Genomic DNA, 24176 nt, shown 5'->3' on the forward strand with positions numbered 1-24176 from the left:
CCACTATTCGCTGAATAGCTGTAAGAGCTGCTAAAACAACGTTCGTTTGGCTTTAAGAAGTTGTGACCGATTGCTGTCGCAACTTTCTGTTTTTCAAAAAGGGTAAAAGGGGATTTTAATCAGATGGAAATCACGAAAGAACAGTTTAAAGAAGATTTTAGGCGCAGGCTGCAGGAAAAGTTCACAAATGAAGTGGAAGAGGCTTCAAATGGAGAACTCTTTGATTCGCTGGGAGCTGTTATCCAAGCTTATTATTCAGATGCTTGGAAACAAACACGGACAACGATTCGGGACAACCGGGCAAAACAGTCCTATTACTTTTCGATTGAGTTTTTACCGGGGAAAATGCTGAAAAGCAATTTACTGAACATGGGTCTTCTGGACATCGTGCGGGACAGCTTAGAAGAGATGAATGTCGATTTAGAGGATTTGTGCAAGGTGGAAAAGGACATGGCTTTAGGTAATGGCGGACTGGGCAGACTAGCATCTTGTTTTATGGATTCTATTGCTTCGTGTGGTCTTCCAGGCAACGGCAATGGTATCCGCTATGATTATGGCTTGTTCAAGCAGAAATTTGTCGACGGCAATCAAGTAGAGCTGCCGGATGAATGGCTGCGTGAGGGTAATGTGTGGGAGGTTCGTAAAGCAAGTAAAGCAGTCAATGTAAATTATGGCGGCAAGGTATATTTGAAAGAAGATGAAGAGGGCAGATTAAAGCCTGTTTACGAGAACCAGCAGGTTTTGCGTGCAGTTCCCTATGACACAGGAATGGTAGGCTATCAAAACGATATGGTTAATACCTTGCGTTTATGGTCAGCAGAGATTCCAGAGTTTGAAGAAAGCAAGTATTTGAGCATTGAAGAACGTCGTGATTTTCGTGACTTGACGTCAGTCCTATATCCTGACGATTCGAATTATGAAGGTCGTTTAATGCGCTTAGTTCAAGAATATTTCTTTGTGTCAGCAGGAATTCAAAGTATTATTCGTTCCCACAAACGAGCAGGTATAGCAATGAAGGATTTAGCAGAATATACGGCTATTCACATTAATGATACCCATCCGGCGCTTTGTGTGGCTGAAATGATGCGGATACTGATTGACGAGGAAGAGCTGAGCTGGGAAAAAGCCTGGGCAATTACAGTTAAAACGATGAGCTACACCAACCATACAATCATGGCAGAAGCATTGGAGAAATGGCCGGTATTTATGCTTCGCGAAGTAGTTCCGAGAATCTATATGATTATTGAAGAAATCGATCGGCGCTTTGTCAAAGAAATGTCTTCAGTGGTTGACCAGGAAATTATTGAGCGTACCCGAATCATTAAAGGGGATCAAGTGCATATGGCTCATTTAGCCATTATCGGCAGTCACAGTACCAACGGTGTAGCCAAGCTTCATTCCGATTTACTGAAAAGCATCGTGCTTCATGACTTCTATCTGCTTTACCCGGAAAGGTTCAACAATAAAACTAACGGAATTGCGCAGCGGCGCTGGCTGCAGCTGGCAAATGAGCCTTTAGCTAATGTGCTGGATGAAACAATCAGCACATCTTGGCGCAGCAATCCCAATGATTTACATCTACTGATGAATTATAAGGATGATGAAGCTGTGCTGCAAAAGTTAGCTGAAACGAAAAGAAAGAACAAGGTTCGTTTGGCAAATTACATTCTTACTGCTACTGGAATTGAAGTATCGCCGGATGCTATTTTTGATGTTCAAATCAAGCGGCTTCATGCGTATAAACGCCAGCTGCTGAATCTGCTTCACATCTTGAAGCTCTATTTTGAGTTGAAGGATAATCCTGATGCGGATATCTATCCTCGCGTATTTATTTTTGGTGCCAAGGCAGCACCAAGCTATACGTATGCAAAGCATGTGATTAAATGTATCAATGAAGCGGCAAACCTAATTAATAATGATGAAGAAATTCAAGGGAAACTGAAGATTGTCTTTTTAGAAAACTATAATGTTTCCTTGGCAGAGATGATTATTCCGGCAGCAGATGTTAGTGAGCAGATTTCATTGGCTTCCAAAGAAGCTTCCGGCACTAGTAATATGAAGCTGATGCTGGATGGGGCAGTGACGATTGCGACTTTAGATGGCGCGAATATCGAAATTCGTGATATCGTTGGCGACGAAAATATTGTGATTTTTGGATTGACAGAGGATGAGGTTTATAGCTACTATGAAACACAGGACTATCTGGCAATCAAAATTTATGAAAATGACTTAGAGCTGCAGCGGATATTAAATTCGTTTATCGATGGGACAATTCCAAATATTCAAATTGAAGGACAAGAAATTTTCGATTCTCTAATCCGATACAACGATGAATATTTTACCTTACGGGATTATCATTCCTATATTGAGGCGCAGAAAACGATTGAGCGACTGTACCGCGATAAAAAACGCTGGCAGCAAATCAGTTTAATCAATACAGCAGAAGCCGGTCACTTTTCTTCTGACTATACTGTTCAGCGGTATGCAGAAGAAATCTGGCAGATTGAACCAGTCAAAGGCTTAAAAAAGAAGGGATGACAAAAGAATTCTCCTTTGCTTCAATCCTTGGCGCCTAGAATATCGTTGAGACGCTGTTTATTCATTTGATTTTAGGGGTGGGAGAGTTCCGACTGTCGCCACTCCTAAAATAAGACAGTTTATTTCTTTCGTTTTCATTAAGAGCCATTTATGAAGGAAACATACTGGTACGAAGCTAAAATCATTTGAAGCTGCGGAAGTTCAGCTGACTAATAGGGGATAGTAAGAGAATCGACATACGAAACAAGTGGTATGAAGGAACTTCCCGGTATCTAAACAAAGAAAGTAAGCGTAAATTCCATAGACAAAATTTTGTGGATTTTATAGATTTAGGAGAGGCACAATGACTGCGATTTATTTTAATTCCTGGCTGGACGAGTACAAGCAGCCGTTTGGTGCAATAGAAAAGTTTAAAAACGCTCGTTTTTCACTTAGCGTCAAAGAAGAACAGGTTGAACAGGTTTCACTGATTATGCGTAAAGAAGCAGGGGAACGTGGACTTGAACGGCTGCCGATGACAGCTAGTGAGCATGACCTGTATACCTGTGGGTATGATTTTGCTCAGGGAGCAGGGTTATACTTCTATTATTTTGAAATTGTAAACAAATCTGCAACAAGTGAATATGAAACCACATACTGCGGATCGAATCAGGGCCAGGGGGGCCCATGTGTTTTATCAACAGACCTTGAGCAGGTACATCCCTATCAAATCACTTGCTATGACAAGGCGGATGCTGCACCTGACTGGTACCGCGAAGGGATTGTGTATCAAATTTTTCCTGACCGTTTTTTTAACGGGAACGAGCACCAGGAAATCTGCAATCCAAAGAAGAACACCTTTATCTACGGAACCTATGAAGATGAACCTATATACCTAAAGGATGAGCAGGGCGATATCATTCGCTGGGATTTTTATGGAGGCAACCTGCCGGGAATGATAAAAAAGATTCCTTACCTCAAAACATTGGGTGTGACGGTAATCTATTTAAACCCAATTTTTGAAGCTGCCAGTAATCATCGCTATGATACAGGAGACTATTTGGCTATTGATGGTATCTTGGGTGATGAAGAGCAGTTTAAACAGCTAGTTTCAGCTCTCCACGAAAACGGTATTCGATTAATCTTAGATGGTGTTTTTAGCCATGTTGGAAAAAACAGCCGGTATTTCAACTTCGACGGTCGCTATGGTAAAGAAGCTGGGGCGTATCAAACGCAAAACAGTCCATACTTTCCTTGGTTCAAATTTACGGAGTACCCAGAGGACTATAAGTCGTGGTGGGGGATTAAGGATCTACCTGAGGTGGATAAAGCCAATGAAGATTTCCAAAAATTTATCTATGCCGGAGATAGCAGTGTATTAGATAAATGGACTGGTCTTGGTGTGGACGGCTGGCGGTTGGATGTTGCGGATGAACTGCCGGATTTCTTTATTGAAGGTTTTCGAAAGAAGCTTGATCAATATCCTGAACGGGTGCTGATTGGAGAAGTTTGGGAAGATGCTTCAAAAAAGCAGTCCTATGGCGAAAGAAGACAGTATATTTTTGGAGAGAAGCTTCATGGTGTGATGAATTATCCCTTTCGGGAATTGATTCTTTCTGTTGTTCGAAGAGAACAGGTGCCACAGGCAACAGCAGAGCAGTTGACAGTTTTACAGGAAAATTATCCAATGGATATTTTCTATAATAATTTGAACAATATTGGGACACATGACACAGAAAGAATTCTGACATTGCTGGATAATGACTTATCCAGACTTAATTTGGCTGTTGGAATGATGTTCATGCTGCCGGGAGTACCGACGATTTATTATGGTGATGAGGCGGGGTTAACTGGCGGGAAGGATCCTGAAAATCGAAAATTCTTTCCGTGGAAGGACAAAAATCAAACGATTTTTAACCTATATCAAAAGTGGATTGATCGTCGGAAAAAGAATCCTGTATTGGTACAGGGTGCGTTTTATCCATTTTATACTGAAAATATTTTAGGGATTCTTCGCTGCAATGAGCAGCAAGCTGCGTTGTATTTGATAAATCTAAGTGAGGAGGAAACTCTTGTTTCAGCTGAATCATGCTGTTTTACAAGAAAGCTGCCTTTTTCAGATCAGCTTGTTTATGACATGCTGGCAGGAGTGACGATTTCCGGGCAGCAGGATTACTTCGTTGAAAAAGAATGGAGAAAATAGCTGCTTAGACCCTAGAGAATAGAATAATGATAAACAACAGAAAACCAGACGTCAGCACTTGTATATGCCGTCTGGTTTTCTGTTGTTTATTTTTTCTTTGCCAGCATTTTGAATAATTCATGACTGATCATTTCAATATTTTTCAAGGTGTAGTCTCTATCCATTGCCTGTTGGAGAGAGACTGGTTCCCGCTGGATGGAGAAAATGCCGTCAAACAATGCCTGTTCAGGGATTTCTTCATAGCTGCCGCAGAGCAGCAGTACAGAGGTGTGATATTTCGCTGCTAATTGTGCTACGCCGTATGGCACTTTTCCGGCGCTGGACTGCGTATCCAGACATCCTTCGCCAGTGATTACCCAATCACTTTTGGCTATATGTTCTTCCAGCCTAGTTAATTTTGAAAAGATGGAAAATCCCGGCTGCATCTCTCCGTCTAATAGGGCGAAAGCACCGCCTAAACCGCCGGCAGCTCCTGCACCAGCAATGAGTCGTAAATCAGCAAAACCGTTTTGCACTAGATATTCAGCGGTTAGATAAAGCTGAGTATCCAGCTGTTCGATTTGAGCTGCTGTTAATCCTTTTTGCGGACCAAATATTCTGGCAGCGCCTTTCCTGCCGCAATAGGGATTAGCAACATCGTTTGCCACAATTAGTTTGACACCAGCTAAATGCTGTTTAGCTTTTTCTATTTCCAGCTGATGGGTGACCAGCAGAGGGTTTTCACAGCCAGCTGTTAATAATTGACCAGCGGCGTCAAATAAGCGGGCACCAAGCCCCTGCAGCATCCCTAATCCACCATCAGTTGTTCCACTGCCGCCCAATGTTACAATCAGTTGTTTTACTCCGCGGCTGACAGCGTCTGAGACTGCCAGACCAAGCCCATAAGAGCTGCCAAGATAGCTTTCTTCCTTACGACCTTTTAGGAAGTGAATGCCGACAAAGCGTGCAGATTCAATGACAGCCGTTTCTATTCCTTCAATCGTGGTTAAAAAATAGTCTTCTTGAATTGCTTCACCAAATGGATTCAGGCTATCAAATTTTATGTACTGTCCATCAAAAGCAGCGGCAACCGATTCAATTGCCCCTTCACCACCATCAGAAATAGGAATGACATGGACTGGATTTGCAAAGGGCTGGATACCTCGTTCAATAGCTTTACCCAGTTCTGTTGAGGTTGCACACTCCTTAAATGAATCGATTGCTATAGTAACGTTCATCCTTTTCCACTCCTTCGTTTTTTACTTAGACAGCTTTATCATACATGTCTGAAATTCAGATACATTTTTTTACAGGAGACCTTAGTTCGATCAACCGAGCACGGCAACAGCCGACACGATTTACATGTGTTCCTATCAAGAGACACGTCAATTATTTATGCAAAGATTCTGCAGCCAACACATGTCCAATAGCTTAGACTTTTTGATGAAAACAAACAAGACAAAGATACACTGCCGCTTCTTAAAGATATCATATTTTTAGACACAGTTAAAAGGGATAACTGCTTTAATAATTTAAACATAGAAACTATAGCTGGAGGACAAAGAAAAAAGATTCTTGACCCTGGTTCAAATGACCAAGACTAAGAATCTTTTTTGATGCTTTAGAAAGATAAGAGAGGGCTGGAGCTTATATAGCTGTTGGGTTGCTGCCTAGCTCTTCTTCGGAAGAAGGCCGCCATTCTTCTGGAATAGCTTCCATAATCTCATCGATTGACGGTACATCAAAGCCTTCGGGTTTCTCCTCGGACCAGGTTTTACCGCCGTCTGTTGAGTAAAGTGTTTTGCCGTCCTCTGTTTTAGAAAGTACAGTATTCATGGCAGCTTCGTATCCTTCCGGTGCATTTTCAGACCAAGTCTTCCCACCATCTGTAGAATAAAGAAGTTTTCCATTCTCTAGCTTCATTGATACGCCGTCAGCATCAGAAAGGGGTACACCATTTTCAATCCAATCTTCAATTTCTTTCAACGGATCAGACCAAGTTTTGCCGCCGTCTTCAGAATAGGTCCAGCGTTCCTGCTGAGGATCGAATCTGGATAGCTGTTTTCCATCGCTGCTTTTCCAAGTTAAAGTACCGTCATCTGCAATGTCGATTCCTTCGGGTATTTTCTCAGACCACGTTTCGCCCCCATCTGATGAGAATGTCCAGACATCAGCCTCTCGTTTCATGATGACAGTATTTCCATCTGAGTCAGTAAATGGGGAGAAATAAGTACTGCTTTTTGAAGTGTTGTTCATTTCTTTTGTTTGTGCCTGTTCGTAGCCCAATCGGCCGCTGCTGTCTTGAGAAATACCTTCCGGCGGTGTTTTTGACCAAGTTTTACCGCCATCTGACGAGAATTCCCACCGATTATTATTTCGTCGGAAATTGACATTCTCGAATGCTGCTGAGCTGTTTGCTGCTGACATTGTTAAAGGGGCTTTGCTTTCTGCTTGCTGGACTGATTTACCAATGCTGTATGAAGCGAAAGACAAGCCGACAAGGGCAATAACGGCGCCCGTCCTGACTGTTAAAGGAATCTTCTTTAGACGAGACTGCCAAGTACTCTGCACAGCTTCAGGTTCGTTTTTCATGTGTTGTTTAGTCATAATTACACCTTCATTTCTTGTTTGATAGGACTATTTTAAACAAACAACCTTTAGTGAACCTGTAGTAAAAATACAACTATTCAGGCTTCGTTAAAGGTTCAACAGTGATAATCATCTTGAAGCTTTTATGAAAATCGGTTTTTGATGAGATAGGCTATGGTATGATGATAAAAATTAATGTACTAAAAATAGTAGCAAAGGAGAACAATAGGATGAAGCTTCTTTTAGTAGAAGATGAAGAGATGCTGGCAGAAGCGGTTGCTCAAATTTTGAAAAAAGATGGGTATTCAATTGATATTGCAGCGGATGGTGAATATGGATTAGACTGTCTGCTGTCAGGAATCTATGATTTAGCTGTTTTGGATATTATGCTGCCAAAAAAGGATGGGCTTACGCTGCTGACAGAGGCGCGGGAAGCTGGTATCCAAATTCCTGTACTTATGCTGACGGCTAAAGGCGAGTGGGAGGATAAGGTGGATGGTCTAAACAAGGGCGCAGATGATTATCTAGCTAAGCCTTTTCAGCATGAGGAGCTGTCTGCACGTTTAAAGGCATTAAGCCGCAGACGGGGAGAATACAAGCAGGATGGACGTTACACCTTTGGAGACATCAGCTTGGATCCGTACGCGCTGATGCTGGCAGGTGCAGAAAAATCAGTAAAGCTAACGAATAAAGAAGCCGGTATTTTAGAATTGCTGATTGTTAATTATCCTCAATTATCAGAAAAAGAAAGAATTATTGAAAAAATTTGGGGATTTGATTCAGATGCAGAAGACAATCACGTAGAAATCCATATTTCACTTTTAAGAAAAAAACTAAAGCAAGTCAATAGTCTGGCAAAGATAAAAGTAATGCGGGGCTTAGGCTATAGACTGCAGCTGCCAGAGGAGCTGGAAGGATGATAGCCGCATTTCGTAAGCATTTAATAGGAATAACAACGGCCTTTGTAGCGGTCATTTTGCTGGCTGCATTTATCATTATTTATACAACCACCTATTTAAGAATAAGTGCCGAAAATCAGGAAAAATTGAGCCAAGTAGAAGAGCTTCATATCACTGGAGGTGAAGTGAAACAGGGGAAAGAAAAGCTGGCAGATAACCCTTTAGTCATCAACCGTATCATTCCTGGTTCCGGTGTTTATTTCAACCTGCTGGTAGATAACAACGGTAAACTATTAACGATAGATTCTGCTGTAAAAATGGCAGAGCAGGAATTTGCTAAAGCGGCTAAAACTGCTTGGAATAATAAAAATCAGGGCACAGTGACTCTTGGAGACCGAGAATGGCAGTACCTTGTTTCTCCAGCAATTGTTTCACTGGTTAATGGAGAAGAAGAAATAAAGGAGCAGGATGATACCTACCTAATTCGCTTTTTAGATATTACAGATTCAAAAAAAAGCTTGACCTTTTTAGCATTAACTTTGGTAAGCGTCGGGATTGCTTTGCTAGGTTTGTTTTTTTTAGTGATTGTTTATTTTACTAATCGTGCGATGAAGCCGATGGTCAAGGCCTGGGAAAAGCAACGGCAATTTGTGGCAGATGCCTCTCATGAATTGAAAACACCTCTTAGTATTATTACAGCAAATGCCGGGGTTTTATATACCAATAAAGAAGAAACAATAGCGGATCAGATAAAATGGCTGCACAATATTTCAAAGGGAGCAGAGCGAATGAATGGTCTTATAAATAATCTACTTTCTTTGGCTAAAATTGAAGCGCCAAAGCAGCTCAATTTTTCAGAAGTCAGAGTAGATCAGCTTATACTGGATAATCTGGCAGCTTATGAATGCAGATTTGCTGATAAGCAGATTACTGTTGCTAAAGAGCTTCCTAAGACGTTCATGTGGACAGATTCAAATCTGCTGGATCAGCTGCTGGGAATTTTTATTGATAATGCCTATAAATATACAAATAATGGAGGCAGCTTTACTGTTCAGCTAACGACCAATCAAAAATATGTCTACTTGGTATTTAGAAATTCAGGACAGAAGATCCAAGCGGAGGAGCTGCCGAGAATTTTTGACCGTTTCTACCGTTCAAATAATGTCAGACAGCAGCATGAAAACAGCTATGGTCTTGGTCTAGCGATTGCTCAAAATATTTTAGAGGCTCTGGGAGGAAACGTTGAAGTTAGCAGTTCGGAGATAGAAACTTCTTTTATACTCTCTTTTCCTGTGAAAAATAAAAAGGGATTCAACAATATTCAATGAAATCCGAGTAGTAGTAATTCATCCAAAGCTGAGAATCATTTATGTTAAACTAAGTCAAAGCAGCCCAGCTGAAGTGCTAGAGGGCAGCTAGCTCATTTACTTCAGCGGAAAAAGGCTTCAAGTAGAAAAAAATGTATAAAGTAAGAAGCGTGCGGAGCCTGACTGGCTCATGCACGCTTCTTTATTGTCTAAGCACGATGGAATGAAGCTTTTCAGACGAGTAAGTCTATATCATAGTTAAAGCCGTTTTGATCACTTAGCTGTTTGTAAAACTCTCCGCTTTTTTTGATGGTTCGCTTTTGTGTAGGCAAGTCAAGCGACACTAAACCGTAACGGTTTTTATAGGAGTTAATCCATGACCAGCAGTCAATAAAGGTCCATAAATGATAGCCTTTAATATTGCAGCCTTCTTGAATAGCTTTCCATAAATAAGCCAAATGGTCTTGAATATAAGTAATACGGTAATCATCAATGACTTGACCTGTTTCGTCCATAAAGCGTTCTTCATCAGCAACTCCCATTCCGTTTTCTGAAATAAAGGCTTCAATATTACCATAATTATTCTTTATATCCATGCACAGATCAAAAATTCCTTTTTCATAAATTTCCCAGCCTCGATAGTCATTCATTCGGCGTCCCGGCATGATATGATTTTCGAAGAACCATTCCGGCAGGAAAGGACCGGCAGAATTTACAGCGGTTAAGCGTGCTTTAACACGACGGGGCTCATAATAGTTCAAACCGAGGATTTGAGCGGTATTCTCTTTGATAAGTGTTAAGTCTTCTGCTGTATAATCGGCCGGCAGCTGGTTATATTCTTTCAATAAAGCAGTCAGCTCTTCTGGAAACTCGCCTTTGACCATTGGATCGAGAAAGCTGCGTGTATAAAAGAGATCCGCTATTTTTGCAGCCTGCACGTCCGCAGGATTTTGACTTCTTGGGAAAGTCGGACTTAAGTTCAGAATGACCCCGATTTTACTGGGAAGTTTCTGTTTTTTATGAGCAGATATGGCTTTTGCATGAGCAAGAATAGTAAAGAATGCTGCTTGAGCACCGCGTTTGAAATCGATGATATTTGGATAATGAAAGTCTTCTAAGTAACTACCAAGAATTGGTCCCAGCGGTTCATTGAAGGTAAACCAATGATAAACTAAGTCGCCAAATTCTTTAAAACAGGCCGCTGCAAAATTGGCATAGGCATCAACAACTTCTCTCGATTCCCAGCCGCCTTTATCTTGTAACTTCGCCGGCATATCAAAATGATAAAGATTGGCAAAAACTTTGATATTTTTATTGTTCATTTCGGTGAATAAGTCTCTATAAAAGGCAACCGCTTTTGGATTTACCTCGCCAGTCCCGTCATTTGGAAACATTCTCGCCCACGAAATCGAGACACGAAAAGAGTTATGACCAGTATCTTTCATGAGCTGAACGTCCTCTTTATAGCGGTGAATATGATCGGTAGTTACTTCAGAGCTAATACGATTGTAAAAACGATAGGGCTGCTCTTTGTACCAGCGTTCCCAAACCGTTTCTGCTTTGCCGGTTTCGCCTCTGCCCTCTGCCTGCTCAGCAGACCAGGCAGAGCCCCACCAAAAGTCTTCTGGAAATGTTAATTGTTGTTTATTCATGATTGTCCTCCTTGTTTACAAGGATATAATATCATCAATTCAAGATAAAATAAATAGTTTTATATTAAAAAGTATATACTTTTGTTTTTGAGAGTTTTATTTTTTTATGTTTACCTTGATAAAAGTAGTGAAAAGTATATAATTAATTATATCTTTTATAACGAAATGAGGAGAGGAAATGAAAAAGCTGCCTAAGTATATGGAAATCTATTTAGATATAAAAAAGAAAATTACTGAGGATTTTTTTAAGATAGGCGAGAAGCTGCCGACTGGGGATGAACTGGCAGGGGAGTATCAAACCAGTAAATTAACAGTTAAGAAGGGCATTGATTTGTTAGTCTCCGAAGGAGTGCTCAGGTCGAGAAGCGGGTTTGGAACAGAAGTGCTGCGCAAGCCTATTGATAATTCAAAGGTGTTTGGTCCAAATGAAGGGCTTTTTAGTGTAGTTGGAGAGGAGCATGTGGATTCAGAAATCCATACGTTTTCGATTGAGCTGCCTTCAGATGCGGTGGCTGAGATGTTAAAAATTGATAAAAAAGAATATGTCTATCATATTATCCGAAGTCGATTTATTGATCATCAGCCCTATTCGATTGAGCGGACATTCATGCCATTGTCTATCATTCCAGGACTGGAGCCTAAGCATCTTAAAAAGTCAGTATATTCTTATATAACAGATGATTTAGGACTTGAGATAAAGACTTCTCATATTCGGATTAAAGGAGATACAGCAACGGAATTTGATGGTGGTCTTTTGGCGATTGAACCTGGTGAATTTATGATTGAGGTAGAAAAAAATGTTTTTCTGGCGAATGGTCTTCCTTTTGAATATTCAATTACCCGGCATCTTTATCAGGATTTTGTTTTTGAAGCAGTATTTGTAGAAAATTAGTAATAAATAAAGCCATTTTTTGGCTTTTTATTTTGCTTATAATTAAAAGTATATATTTTTACATAAAGGTATTTACTTTTAAAGGAATTAGTAGTATGATACTTCTTGTAGTAAGTGCTTACAATAAAAACGAGGAGAGTTAACATGGAAAAGACTAGTAAAAAAGATCTTATCTTTGAAAAGTTTGGACTGATTGCCACGAAAATGGGTAACCAAATCCATTTGAGAACGTTGAGGGATGCCTTTGCTACATTCATGCCCTTTATGATGCTGGCCGGCTTTGTCACACTCATTAACTATGTAATTTTAGAGCCTACAGGATTTATGGGGAAAATCATTGATCCAGCTACCTTAACGACTGTTCAGGAAATTGGTATATCTATTGCTAACGGTACATTGAGTATTACGACCTTGCTTGTTGTAGCTGCAGTTTCTTATCATATGTGCGTAAGCCGCAATTATACAAATCATATTGCAGCAGTACTGGTCGCTATCTCTACCTTTGTAGTATTGACACCAATGAAAACAATGTTCTTACCGGAAAATGCTCAGAAAGCAGTTGAAGTAAGCGGAGTGATTCCAGTCACTCATACTGGAGCATCAGGTATGTTTGTTGGGATTTTTGTCGGCTTATTAGCAACAGAGCTGTTTATCAAATTATCTAGTAATGAAAAGCTTCAAATCAAGCTTTCAGGTAATATTCCTCCAGCAGTTTTAAAATCATTTAATGTGTTGATTCCCATTATGATTACGGTCACTAGCTTTGCAATTCTATCATTTATAGTCAATCAGCTATTTAATATGGATGTAAATGGGTTAATTACTAATGTTATCACTGGTCCGCTGAGCAAAGTAACGACAGGACTACCGGGCTTTCTTCTAATCACATCAATTGCCAATTTATTCTTTGGCTTCGGGATTCATCAGGCAGTGATTTCCGGCTCTTTATTAGATCCATTCCTTATCCAAAATATGCAGGAAAATATGGCTGCTTATGCTAGCGGTGAAAAAATTCCTCATATTATCAACATGGCATTTAAAGATACTTTCGCTGTAATGGGCGGATCCGGCAACACGATTGCTCTGTTAATTGCAATCTTTATTTTTAGCCGCCGGAAAGACTATAAAGATTTTGCCAAGCTGTCTGTTACGCCAGCTATCTTTAATATCAGTGAACCAATTATTTTCGGACTGCCGATAGTTTTTAATATCAGCTTAATCATTCCTTTTGTTTTGGCGCCGATTTTCTCTTTAACAGTTGCCTATTTTGCTACAGCTGCAGGCTTAATTAATCATGTAGTTGTGCAGATTCCCTGGACGACACCTCCGGTTATTTCCGGCTTCTTAGCGACAGGCGGGGATTGGAAAGCAGCCGTTTTACAGATTTTGATTATTGCTGCAAGTGTATTTATTTATCTGCCGTTCCTTCGTGTAGATGAAAAAGTAACAGCCAATATGGCAAAGGAAGAAACCGTTGGAGACAACATGTAGCAAGTAAGCATTAAAAATGATACAAGCTTGGGAGAAAAGGGTTTAGATATTTATCTATCTCTCAAGCTTGTATCATTTTTTTGATTTAGACCAGAAAGACTTCCTGATACTGAGATAAAGAACTAAATCAGACTGCTTCTCTTGATTACAGTGGTCGGCGTGCTATAATTGGAAAGGATTTTCAGTGTGTTTGAGCAGTTTTATTTTGTTTATAAGTGGAGGGCTAGTGATGGTTACAGAAAAGAAGTTTAGAAATGATACATGTGCTTGGGTCAATATAGATTCTGACAATATGGCCGATCATTCTGAATTGTACGAACAGTATGGTATTGACAATGAGATTATTTCTTATGCGCTGGATAAAAATGAACGGGCGCGTATTGAATTTGATAGTGAACTGGACATGTTTACCTTGATTTATAATGTTCCGGGAAATAAAGAAAGTGCCATTCGCTATGAAACAAATCCCATGACCTTTCTTGTTAAGGAACAGCAGCTAATCACCATTTCAAATAGTAAAAATGCCTATATTGTTCAAGAAATGGAGAACTATTTAGCTAAGAATTCGACCGTTTCTGTATTCAAGTTTCTTTTTTCAAGCTTGTTTATTATTTCTGATAATTTCTTTCCGATTATTGAAGAAATGAATCGTGAAAGAAATCATATTAATGATATGCTGAAGGAAAAAACGACGAAGAAAAATCTTTTAGCATTATCTGATTTGGAGACAGGAGTCGTCTACTTTCTGTCTGCCGCAAAACAAAATGCTGTTTTGCTAGAGCAGATTAAAACACAGAGCATTTTTCGTTTATTGGATAATGTCGAAAGAGAGCAGCTGGAAGATACTCATATTGAAGCGCGGCAGTTAGTGGAAATGGCACAGCTGACTTCCCAAGTACTGCAGCAGCTTTCTGGTACGTATAACAATATTTTGAATAATAATCTGAATGATACAATGAAGCTGTTAACCGTGCTTTCTATTTTATTAACTGTTCCAACGATTGTAACCGGCTTTTTTGGGATGAACATGCCGCTGCCTTTAGAGCATAACTTGCTAGGCTGGGTTATTGCAATTGGAATTAGCGTTGTTGGCTGGTTCACATTGTCCTTCATTCTGCATTTTATACTAAAATAAGAAAGATTGACTATTGTGTTTAGAAGCTTCATGAACACCTTTGACAGGAGCTTAAACGGCTATAAATGAGGCTTGAGAAGAAAGAAATAAGTGGACTGGAACATCAGTTAAACAGACGATGCTCCAGCCTCTTACAGTTGATTTACGAATACTTCAAATCAGCTTCTTTTGAATTTAGCGTGGACTGCTTTGTTTTTTGCAATATTTTTGCTGACAAAATAGTTTACGAAAAATGAATAGAATGAAAGCACTTTTTTGATTGTTTCCAACTTGTCTAATAAAAATGAAGTAAATAAATTTTCGGGCTTGTAAATTTAAAAGAATAATGTTATTCTGATACCGTAAATGGATTGTTACTGTTAGGCAGGCAAAACCAGAATCAACTATTGTGCTAGTTTTAGCAGGAGAAGTAGGTGGATTCTAGGTTTTTTTATTTTGGAATGGAGGGTGTTCATTATGATTATTGAAAAGATACTGAATAATAATGTCGTGATGGCACGCAATGCTTCCGGAGAGGAAACTGTCTATATGGGCCGTGGATTGGCTTTCAAGAAACGTGTGGGTGATGAGCTTTTACCAGAGTTTGTTGAAAAGGAGTTTGTTCTCAAGGATTCAGCCTTATCTAGTCAATTTCAGCAGCTGTTTTCTGATCTACCTTCAGAAGAGGTGGAGGCAGTTAAAAAAATTGTTGATTTGGCGGAGGAAAAGCTGGGAGTGGAGCTTTCATCTAATGTTTATCTAACATTGACTGACCACATTCATTACGCCTTAGCTCGAGCAAAAGATGGAATTGAACTTCCTAATCCCTTAAAATATGAGACACGTAAGTTTTACCCAAAGGAGTTTGAAGTTGCCAAGCAGGGGATACAGTTAATCAATGAGCAGTTTGGTGTCGCCTTTGGTGATGATGAAGCCGGTTTCATCGCTTTTCATATTGTCAATGGGGAACAAGGCAACAACACCATGGAAGTTACCATGACTGCTACGGAAATTGTCGGCAGCATTTTAACCATTATTGGCAGGTATTTCGGTACATTGTTTGATGAAGATTCTCTGAATTATCAGCGGATGGTTACTCATCTTCAATTTTTCAGTCAACGCTATTTAAAGGATGAACTGAGTAGTGAAGAGGATGAATTCCTTTATGAACTGATTCAGTCCAAATATCCCAAAGCCTTTCAGGCGGTTCAGCGGATTAATGAGTATTTACAGAAAAAGTACGATAAGCCGGTTGGACAAGCGGAACAAACCTATCTAACCATCCATATTCAGCGGCTGGTTGGAGATGCAGAAAAAAATAAATAAAAGTCAATCGCAGGATTGTTACTGGTAATGCAGGCTAAACCCGGATTGAAAAGATAAGTAGGTACAAGTTTGTTTTGTGCTACTGTTTTTTCAATTTGGGTTTTTCTTATATAAAAAAAGAAAGAGGTATATCTATGAGTAAAAATCAAGAAATAGCAAAACGGGTACTAAATCTGGTTGGCGGAGAGTCCAACGTAAACACAGTCGTCCATTGTGCAACAAGACTACGTTTCAATCTGAAGGATGAAAGCGCTGCGAAAACGGAAGATTTAAAAAATGACCCTGATGTCATTCAGGTCGTTCAAAGCGGCGGTCAGTATCAGGTCGTAATCGGCAGTCATGTAAATGATGTCTACAAGGAATTACTGGCACAGAGCAGCTTAGGCAATGAAGGACATGAAGACACTGCCTCAGGAAACGGTAATATTTTTAATCGTCTGATTGATATTATATCTTCTATTTTCACACCGTTTTTAGGAGCGATGGCAGGAGCTGGGGTACTAAAAGGCTTCTTGACGTTAGCTTTGACTATGGGGTGGTTGGCAGCTGACTCAGGTGTTTATCTGGTACTCTTTGCAGTTGCTGACGGACTGTTCACCTACTTGCCGATTTTACTGGCTTTCACAGCAGCTAAAAAGTTCAATACGAATCAGTTTTTAGCAGTCTGTTTAGCGATGGCACTGGTTCATCCGAGTATTAATGCTTTAGCCGGAACAGAATTGAGCTTCTTCGGTATACCGGTAATTTTAGGGGCAAGCGGCTATACATCCTCTGTTATTCCGATTATTCTAGCCGTTTTTGTTATGCAGTATGTAGAACGTTTCTTTAAAAAGGTCATTCCTAATGCGCTGCAAATCATTTGCGTTCCTTTAGCTGTATTTTTAGTAATGACGCCATTAACTTTTATCTTAATTGGACCAATTGGAACAGTTGCTGGGAACCTGCTTGGCGGTGCGTATAATTCAATTTATGGCTTAAGTCCGTTGTTGGCTGGCGCTGTGATGGGTGGATTATGGCAAGTATTTGTAATGTTTGGTATGCATTGGGGCTTCGTGCCAATCATGATGCTGAACCTTTCCGAAGCCGGCGGCGGTATTGATACAATGATGCCGATGCTATTGCCGGCAGTAATGGCACAGGGTGGTGCAGCATTGGCTGTCTTCCTTAAGAGTAAAGATGTAAAAATGAAGGGCTTGTCTCTTTCAGCAGCATTGACTTCTATCTTCGGTATTACTGAACCAGCGGTTTATGGTGTTACACTGCCGCTTAAGAAACCATTTATCGCAGCTTGTATCGGTGGTGCAGTTGGGGGCGCTTTTGTAGCCTTCAGCGGTGCAAAAAATTATGTTTTTGGTCTAGTTAGCGTCTTTAGTTTGCCAGGTTTTATTGCTCCAGATTCAAGTGATACTTCTGGAATTGTTTCTGCAGCCATCGGTACAGGGATTGCTATCATCTTAGCCTTTGTCCTGACACTTGTTTTAGGTTTTGAAGAAGGCGGACAAACAAAAAAAGAAGGAATCGAGACGGAAAGTAAGAAAGAAGCAGGCTCTGAAAATGGTCAAAAATTGGTTTTAGCAAGTCCAATCAGCGGAGATCTTTTCCCCTTATCTGAAGTGAAGGACGATGTGTTTGCCTCTGGTGCAATGGGTAAAGGCCTAGCTATACGTCCAACGGATGGTAATGTCTATGCTCCTGTTGATGGAGAAATAACAACTATTTTTCCAACAGGTCATGCAATAGGTATTACGTCAAACGATGGAATTGAACTATTGATTCATGTAGGGATGGATACGGTTGAGCTAAATGGAGAAGGATTCGAGACATTTGTTAAAGCTGGTGATAAGATTTCAAAAGGAGATCTACTGGTTCAATTTGATCCGGAATTAATTACGAGTAAAGGATATTCTATTGAAACCCCTGTAGTTATTACCAACAGCAACAGCTTTTTAGATGTTCTTGATTTATCTCAGGAAAATGTTCTGCACGGAGAAGATTTTCTAGTTGTAGTAAAATAAAAGCAGGCTTAGAAAAACGGAATGGAGGAAGAATTACATGAAAAAAACGACAGGCTTCCCAGAGGGCTTTTTATGGGGTGGAGCGACAGCAGCTAATCAGCTGGAAGGCGGGTATCGTGAGGACGGCAAAGGACTTTCAGTTGCTGATGCTATGCCAGGCGGAAAAGAACGGTTGGCGGTCCTTTCCAGCGAGACTTTTGACTGGTCGATTGATGAAGAGAAGTATGTCTATCCTAATCATCGGGGCATTGATCATTACTACCGTTTTAAGGAAGATATCAAGCTGTTTGCTGAAATGGGTTTTAAATGCTATCGCTTCTCTATTGCGTGGGCACGTATTTTTCCACAGGGAGATGAGCTTGAACCAAATGAAGCTGGTTTAGCGTTTTATGAAGAAATGATTGATGAATGCCTGACCTATGGGATTGAACCTGTTATCACGATTTCCCATTACGAAATGCCGCTTCATTTGGCAGTTGAATACGGCGGTTGGAAGAACCGTAAGCTGATTGATTTCTTTGAGCGTTATGCTCAGGTAGTTCTGACCCGTTTCCATGAAAAGGTGAAGTACTGGATGACATTTAACGAAATCAACTCAGCATTTCACATGCCTGTTTTAAGCCAAGGGTTAATTAAACAAACGGGTGCTGGAGATAAACAAAATCTGTTTCAGGCATGGCATAATCAATTTGTCGCCAGTAGCAAAGCCGTCAAAATTGGACATGATTTAAATCCGGAGCTCAAAATTGGTTGTATGATTATTTATGCGACAACGTATAGCCTGGATGCAAATCCAGTCAATCAAATGGCAACTCTGGAACAAAATCAGGAATTCAATTTCTTCTGTACAGATGTACAGGTTCGGGGAGAATACCCAGCTTATACTAATCGTATCTTTAAAAAATATGGTGTGGACGCAGAAAAACTGGAAATCCTTGAAGGTGATTTGGATTTGCTGAAGGCTTACCCGGTAGATTATATTGGCTTTAGCTACTACATGTCTACTGCTGTAACGATTACTGAAAAAAGCGAAGAAGTGAATGGCAATCTGCTTGGCGGAGTAAAAAATCCGTTCTTGAAAGCCAGCGAGTGGGGCTGGCAAATTGATCCAGAAGGCTTGCGGATAGCCTTGGATGAGTTGTATGACCGTTATCAGAAGCCGTTGTTCATTGTCGAAAATGGCTTGGGAGCGATTGATCAGGTTGATGAGAACTTTTATGTAGCGGATGATTACCGAATTGATTATCTGCGCCAGCATATTTTAGCAATGGAAAAAGCTATTGAGGATGGAGTTGACTTGATGGGCTACACGCCATGGGGCTGTATTGATTTAGTTAGTGCCTCCACTGGAGAAATGAGTAAGCGTTACGGTTTTATTTATGTCGACTTAGACGATAATGGAGCAGGCAGCATGAACCGTTATAAGAAAAAATCATTTGACTGGTACAAGCAAGTAATCGAGTCCAACGGTAAAAAGCTGGATTAATCGTAAAAATGTAAATGAATGAATAGTAAAAAAATAACTCGGAGGACCGTCATCTGGCGGAACCTGCGAGTTTTTTGGTTCTTGGTTGAATTGTGTTAGTAGGACAAAAGCTGAATAAACTCACAGAGCTTGAAACAAATGCAGAAACATCCTGATGCTGTTTCAAGTTCTTTCTTTTATGCGGAGAAAAAATAAGTCTTTGAACAATATAAATACGAGAATGAAGAGGATAAAATTTTACAGCATTACTACACGTTTGATGACTTTGCTCTTGTTGTTCAATCCTTCTGTGACACTTTTAATCTGTAATTTTAGGCGATTTCATTTTATCTGTTTGTTGTATCTTTTGTATTTGAACATTTAAAAAGTACTAGCAAATTTTCCGCCAATAAAAAAATATTATAGAAGCTTTTTTTTAGGTAGTTCAAATTAATTGCAGGGTAGAAACGGTATTGTTTGTTTGAAGTCGCCTATGTTATATTTACTTATGACGTTGAAGATGAATGTGACAGGAGTGTGCTGTCTTGAAAACCAAGTAGGTATTGATAAACATCTACGCGTCTCTTCTGGTGTACCTCAGCAATAAGGCGGACAATACAGAAATTGTCGAGAAACACTATTTTCGCTCTCCAATCCTAGAAGTATGGAGAAGCTTGGGGATACCATTTATTCAGTTGTAGGACATAGGCGCACGAATGCCATCCCTACTTTTAAAAATAGAAAGCTAAGGAGTGTTAGCTATGGAAAAAAAGAGAGTCTTCGAATTGTTTAACGAAAATGAATTAATTGAACCAGTTACCCCTCAAACGATTACCAACGCATTTGCAGGGCTGGCCCAAGGGAAGTTTCATGTTTTAATACTGGAAGCCAGTCCCACACTTGAAAACAGCCCTTTTATTCAAGTAGCTTGGGAAAAGGGCCTCTATACTATTGAAATTCAATTTGACAATGAGGGACAGCTTCAGCAATTTCGTAAGGAAACAGGAGAAATCGAGGAATGTCTGGCCTTGTTTTTGAATTATCTTTCAGAAAAATTACCGGATAAAACAGACTGGCAGGATGTATCAGCAGAAATCAATTATTATTATGATGACGAAGAGGCAGGCGTTGCCAGAGAGACATCACATCCTTTTTTTGTGAAGCATTTTACCGATGACATCTATTATAATATTACGGATGACTATGCACCTTTTGGCAATGATACTGGTAATGATGCGCTTCGTATGCTGGAAGAACGTTTAGCAGAAGACGATGATTTAGAGGATTTCGAAGAGCTGCCGGCATTTATTTCTACTACATGGGGCTTCGACTATCTGGACTCGTTAAAAATTCAAAATGAACCAGCGTTCATAGAGAACCATCAAAGCGAGGTTATTGAGTCAAATCAGATTACCGTAGCTGTTGGGTTCGGTGTCATTAAAATTACCGGCGGTATCAGTTTTCAGCTGAAAAAGCGGGCAATTTTAGCGTTAGAGCAGCTAGCGAATGCTATACCGGAAGGGAGAACATCGTACCAACAACAGATTGAAGCAATGAAAACTTATCACGGTTATGATGAATAAGTTTTGAAAAGAAAACAGCCAGTCTTGAGATAGGGATGATATACATCGATTTTCAGGCCATTATTTTTTTAGCTCGCTGAGTAATAAGGATATAATTTAAAAGTAGCTTCGGCTATAGAGTTAATCCAGAGGGGAATCAGCAGCAGGCTTTATTATAGAAATAAGAAAATTGTCTAGTTAAATCAAGACAATTTTTTTTTGATACTTTATAGTGGAGAAAAAGAGGGTGAAACCATATGGATAAGGTGGTAGTAATTGTAGAAATACAAAAATATATTGCTGCTCATTTTCAGGAAGAAGATTTTTCCGTTAAAAAGATATGTGAGCGGGTCAACTACTCGCGAAGACAGATTGATAGAATGTTTAAAACCGAACTAGGAGTAACTTTACAAGAGTATATCGCTGCGGTTCGACTGACTCAAAGCAGCAATGAATTGTTAAAAACGGAAACAAGTATTTTGGAAATTGCTCTAACAAATCACTATCAGTCCCACGAGGGCTTTACTCGCTCCTTTAAAAAAAGATTTGGACTGACTCCGTCAGAATATCGCGATCAGAGAATACCTCTGCCTTTATTCACTATGCATCCCTTAAGTCATTATTATGCTATTCTAGAACATAAGGAAGCATCCAGAATCCATAATCGGCACAGCAGGTGCACAATTACCGTTCAACACAAACCAAGACGCAAACTGCTCTTTCTTCCTGCGCACCATGCAGATGATTATCTCTCCTATTGTGAAGAGATGGGCTGTGACTGGGAAGGTCTGCAAAATAGCATTCAGGAAAAATTTGAGCCAGCTGCTCTATTGACGCTGCCGGAATTTTTGAGTGAGGGCTTTGCAAAAACGGCTTCGGGAATTGAGGTTCCGCTTGATTATGATAAAATACTTCCACAAGGCTATGAGGTTGTAGAGCTACCGGAAAGCATCATGTTGTCTTTCCAAAGTGCTCCTTATGAAAATGAGGAGTCTTTTAGCGAGATTATCGATGAGGTGTATGAAGCAATAGAAAAATACATCCCAGCTGATTATGGCTATAAGCTATCTTATGAGTCAGGTCCGGTTTTTAATTATGGAGCGCAGCCTAAGCTAGGTGCTAGAATCGCAGTGCCGGCTATTTCTATTTAAAATAATACTAACTCTCATAATTTTTTTATGAGAGTTATTTTCATATGTTCTTTGTTTCTCTTTTCTAATTTTTAGATTATTCAAGTTAAGTACTTCTGTTTATTTCATTCAATGTGCACAAATTTTGGGAAGAATGAACATATTTCTTTTAAACCAATAGATTAAGCCGATTTTCCTGTCTATAATTAGCTTAAGACTTTGTGAGAGCGTACCCAAATGAGCAGTTGAAAAAGTTTTGTCCTCTTGTTATCCTTTGCAGTAGACAAAGGAGAGGACGGCAATGATGAAACAGTGGGACAATGATTTCTTAACTAGAGAGGATTATGCTCAGGCAATGGAAAAACTGATTCAGCCGATTAGAGAAGAAATTATTCATTCTGATTTTCCAGGAGTGCATCTTGGCAGTAGTGGTGCAGTTTACAATCAGCAGCGGGCGGATATGGAAGCGCTTATTCGTCCGCTGTGGGGACTGGCTCCTTATTGGACGCTGAAAAAGGATGATCAGCTGCGTGACGCTTATTTAAACAAGCTGGCTGCCGGTACCGATTCTGCGAATGCGGCATATTGGGGAGATGTTGAGAATTACGACCAGTATATTGTGGAAATGGCGGCGTTATCACTCACACTATTGCTGCACAGGGAATATTTTTGGGAACAGCTGCCATTAAAACAGCAGCAAACTCTTATTCAGTGGATGGCTCAGGCGCTTGACCGGCAGATTCCTAAGAATAACTGGATGTTTTTTAAAGTTCTGATTCGAATTGCACTGTATCAATGTGGAGAAGCTCTGAATCATGAAGCGTTAGAAAAAGAGCTGCTGCTCACCGATGGGATGTATGTTGGTGAAGGCTGGTATGTTGATGGGAAAGAGACACAAAGGGATTACTATATTCCTTTTGCTTTTCACTACTATGGGTTAATTTATGTCAAGTTTATGGGGGCAGAAGATCCAGAGCGGTCTCAGATATTTATTGAACGGGCGACCCGCTTCGCTCAGGATTTCTTGCATTATTTTGATGCTGACGGAGAAGCCTTGCCTTATGGACGAAGCTTAACTTATCGTTTTGCTCAGGCGGCCTTTTTTTCAGCTTTAGTTTTTGCTGATGTTGAAGCCGTGCCTTGGGGAGTGATGAAAGGAATCATGTCCAAGCATATGAAAAAATGGATGGATCATGATATCTTCACGTTTGATGGACGGCTGTCCATTGGCTATCACTATGAAAATCTGGTAATGGCAGAGGGCTACAATGCACCAGGTTCTCCATATTGGGCTTTCAAAACATTTTTACTTTTAGCTGTTGAGGAGACGCATCCTTTTTGGCAGGCTCAGCCAATCTATTTAAAAAGGAATGAGAAACGGCTTGTAAAAGAAGGTCGGCTATTATTACTTCATGAAAGCAATGGCGCGCATGTGCTGGGCTTTCCAGCAGGAATGCTTGTAGAAGGACAGGCTCATGGAGAAGCGAAATACAGCAAGTTTGTTTATTCTACAAAATTTGGCTTTAGCGTGCCTAAAGCAGGGATTCGCTATGAAGAAGGAGCCTTTGACAATACGTTAGCGATTTCTGTAGACGGCAACTGTTTTCGAGTAAAACGTGAAACAGAAAGCTATCAACTGTCAGAGGAAAAAGTTGTTCATCAATGGTCACCATTTAAAGGAGTGAACATTCGAACAGAAATTTATCCTTTTGGCGAGTGGCACGTTCGCTTTCATGAGATTGAAACAGCACGTCCTCTAGAGGTAAGAGAAGGCGGCTTCAGTGTTGGATTTGAGGGACGCAAGCCACATACTACTGGAAGTAAGGAGACGGCATCGGTTCAGCAAGGACCCCTAACGTCTAAAATTATCAATATTGAAGACTTTGAAGAAGCATATATTGTGCAGCCTGAGCCGAATACTTCATTGTTTTTTCCAAGAACAAGTTTTCCATATTTAAAGAAACAGCTGCCAAGCGGACGGCATCGCTTGATTAGTTTGGTTGGCGGTTTATATACAAAAGAAGAGAGGGAATAA

Annotated in this window: 16 protein-coding genes; 13 read left to right on the plus strand and 3 right to left on the minus strand. The window is 40.1% G+C overall.

Features of this window, described 5'->3' with window-relative positions; all coding sequences use genetic code 11:
• Window positions 1-129: 129 nt before the first annotated feature.
• Window positions 130-2538 (plus strand): glycogen/starch/alpha-glucan phosphorylase, encoded by a 2409-nt coding sequence (locus AC1Z3K_RS05815; protein WP_461732226.1) that lies wholly within the window; start codon window positions 130-132, stop codon window positions 2536-2538.
• Between the two features lie 343 nt (window positions 2539-2881).
• On the plus strand, window positions 2882-4720 hold the full coding sequence (locus tag AC1Z3K_RS05820; RefSeq protein WP_461732131.1) for a glycoside hydrolase family 13 protein: 1839 nt from the start codon (window positions 2882-2884) through the stop codon (window positions 4718-4720).
• An 86-nt stretch (window positions 4721-4806) separates the two neighbouring features.
• Here the strand turns inward: AC1Z3K_RS05820 and AC1Z3K_RS05825 are convergent, their stop codons facing one another.
• The gene (locus AC1Z3K_RS05825) at window positions 4807-5937 is read right to left on the minus strand and encodes a glycerate kinase family protein (RefSeq protein WP_461732132.1); all 1131 of its coding nucleotides are present in this window, start codon (window positions 5935-5937) and stop codon (window positions 4807-4809) included.
• A 409-nt stretch (window positions 5938-6346) separates the two neighbouring features.
• On the minus strand, window positions 6347-7306 hold the full coding sequence (locus AC1Z3K_RS05830; RefSeq protein WP_461732133.1) for a WD40/YVTN/BNR-like repeat-containing protein: 960 nt from the start codon (window positions 7304-7306) through the stop codon (window positions 6347-6349).
• Window positions 7307-7518: 212 nt separating this feature from the next.
• On the opposite strand from AC1Z3K_RS05830, the gene AC1Z3K_RS05835 reads away from it, so the two are divergent.
• Together AC1Z3K_RS05835 and AC1Z3K_RS05840 are read left to right on the plus strand one after the other, a co-directional pair.
• Complete coding sequence (locus AC1Z3K_RS05835; protein WP_426081224.1) at window positions 7519-8208, plus strand: response regulator transcription factor; 690 nt, start codon at window positions 7519-7521, stop codon at window positions 8206-8208.
• Window positions 8205-9515, plus strand: a complete 1311-nt coding sequence (locus AC1Z3K_RS05840; protein ID WP_461732134.1) for a sensor histidine kinase — start codon at window positions 8205-8207, stop codon at window positions 9513-9515. Before AC1Z3K_RS05835 ends, AC1Z3K_RS05840 begins: the two co-directional genes overlap by 4 nt.
• 212 nt (window positions 9516-9727) lie before the next feature.
• Here AC1Z3K_RS05840 and AC1Z3K_RS05845 read toward each other — a convergent pair whose 3' ends face one another.
• Window positions 9728-11146 (minus strand): glycoside hydrolase family 1 protein, encoded by a 1419-nt coding sequence (locus tag AC1Z3K_RS05845; RefSeq protein WP_461732135.1) that lies wholly within the window; start codon window positions 11144-11146, stop codon window positions 9728-9730.
• Between the two features lie 178 nt (window positions 11147-11324).
• Here AC1Z3K_RS05845 and AC1Z3K_RS05850 point away from each other — a divergent pair, with 178 nt between their 5' ends.
• The 9 genes from AC1Z3K_RS05850 to AC1Z3K_RS05890 all read left to right on the plus strand — a co-directional run bounded on the left by AC1Z3K_RS05850 (window position 11325) and on the right by AC1Z3K_RS05890 (window position 24176).
• A complete protein-coding gene (locus tag AC1Z3K_RS05850; RefSeq protein WP_426081227.1) occupies window positions 11325-12038 on the plus strand; it encodes a GntR family transcriptional regulator in 714 nt (237 codons plus the stop codon).
• Window positions 12039-12182: 144 nt separating this feature from the next.
• Complete coding sequence (locus tag AC1Z3K_RS05855) at window positions 12183-13529, plus strand: PTS sugar transporter subunit IIC (protein WP_426081228.1); 1347 nt, start codon at window positions 12183-12185, stop codon at window positions 13527-13529.
• Between the two features lie 229 nt (window positions 13530-13758).
• A complete protein-coding gene (locus tag AC1Z3K_RS05860) occupies window positions 13759-14664 on the plus strand; it encodes a magnesium transporter CorA family protein (protein ID WP_461732136.1) in 906 nt (301 codons plus the stop codon).
• 456 nt (window positions 14665-15120) lie between these two features.
• Window positions 15121-15969, plus strand: coding sequence for a BglG family transcription antiterminator LicT (gene licT, locus AC1Z3K_RS05865; RefSeq protein WP_426081230.1), 849 nt, complete (start codon window positions 15121-15123; stop codon window positions 15967-15969).
• Between the two features lie 134 nt (window positions 15970-16103).
• On the plus strand, window positions 16104-17984 hold the full coding sequence (locus AC1Z3K_RS05870; RefSeq protein ID WP_461732137.1) for a beta-glucoside-specific PTS transporter subunit IIABC: 1881 nt from the start codon (window positions 16104-16106) through the stop codon (window positions 17982-17984).
• Between the two features lie 37 nt (window positions 17985-18021).
• Entirely contained in the window at window positions 18022-19470 is a 1449-nt protein-coding gene (locus tag AC1Z3K_RS05875) for a glycoside hydrolase family 1 protein (protein ID WP_426081232.1), read from the plus strand.
• Between the two features lie 740 nt (window positions 19471-20210).
• Window positions 20211-21032 (plus strand): hypothetical protein, encoded by an 822-nt coding sequence (locus AC1Z3K_RS05880; protein ID WP_461732138.1) that lies wholly within the window; start codon window positions 20211-20213, stop codon window positions 21030-21032.
• 236 nt (window positions 21033-21268) lie between these two features.
• Entirely contained in the window at window positions 21269-22162 is an 894-nt protein-coding gene (locus AC1Z3K_RS05885) for a helix-turn-helix transcriptional regulator (protein ID WP_461732139.1), read from the plus strand.
• Between the two features lie 280 nt (window positions 22163-22442).
• On the plus strand, window positions 22443-24176 hold the full coding sequence (locus AC1Z3K_RS05890) for a DUF2264 domain-containing protein (protein WP_461732140.1): 1734 nt from the start codon (window positions 22443-22445) through the stop codon (window positions 24174-24176).

It is taken from the genome of Enterococcus sp. LJL128, from assembly GCF_056924295.1.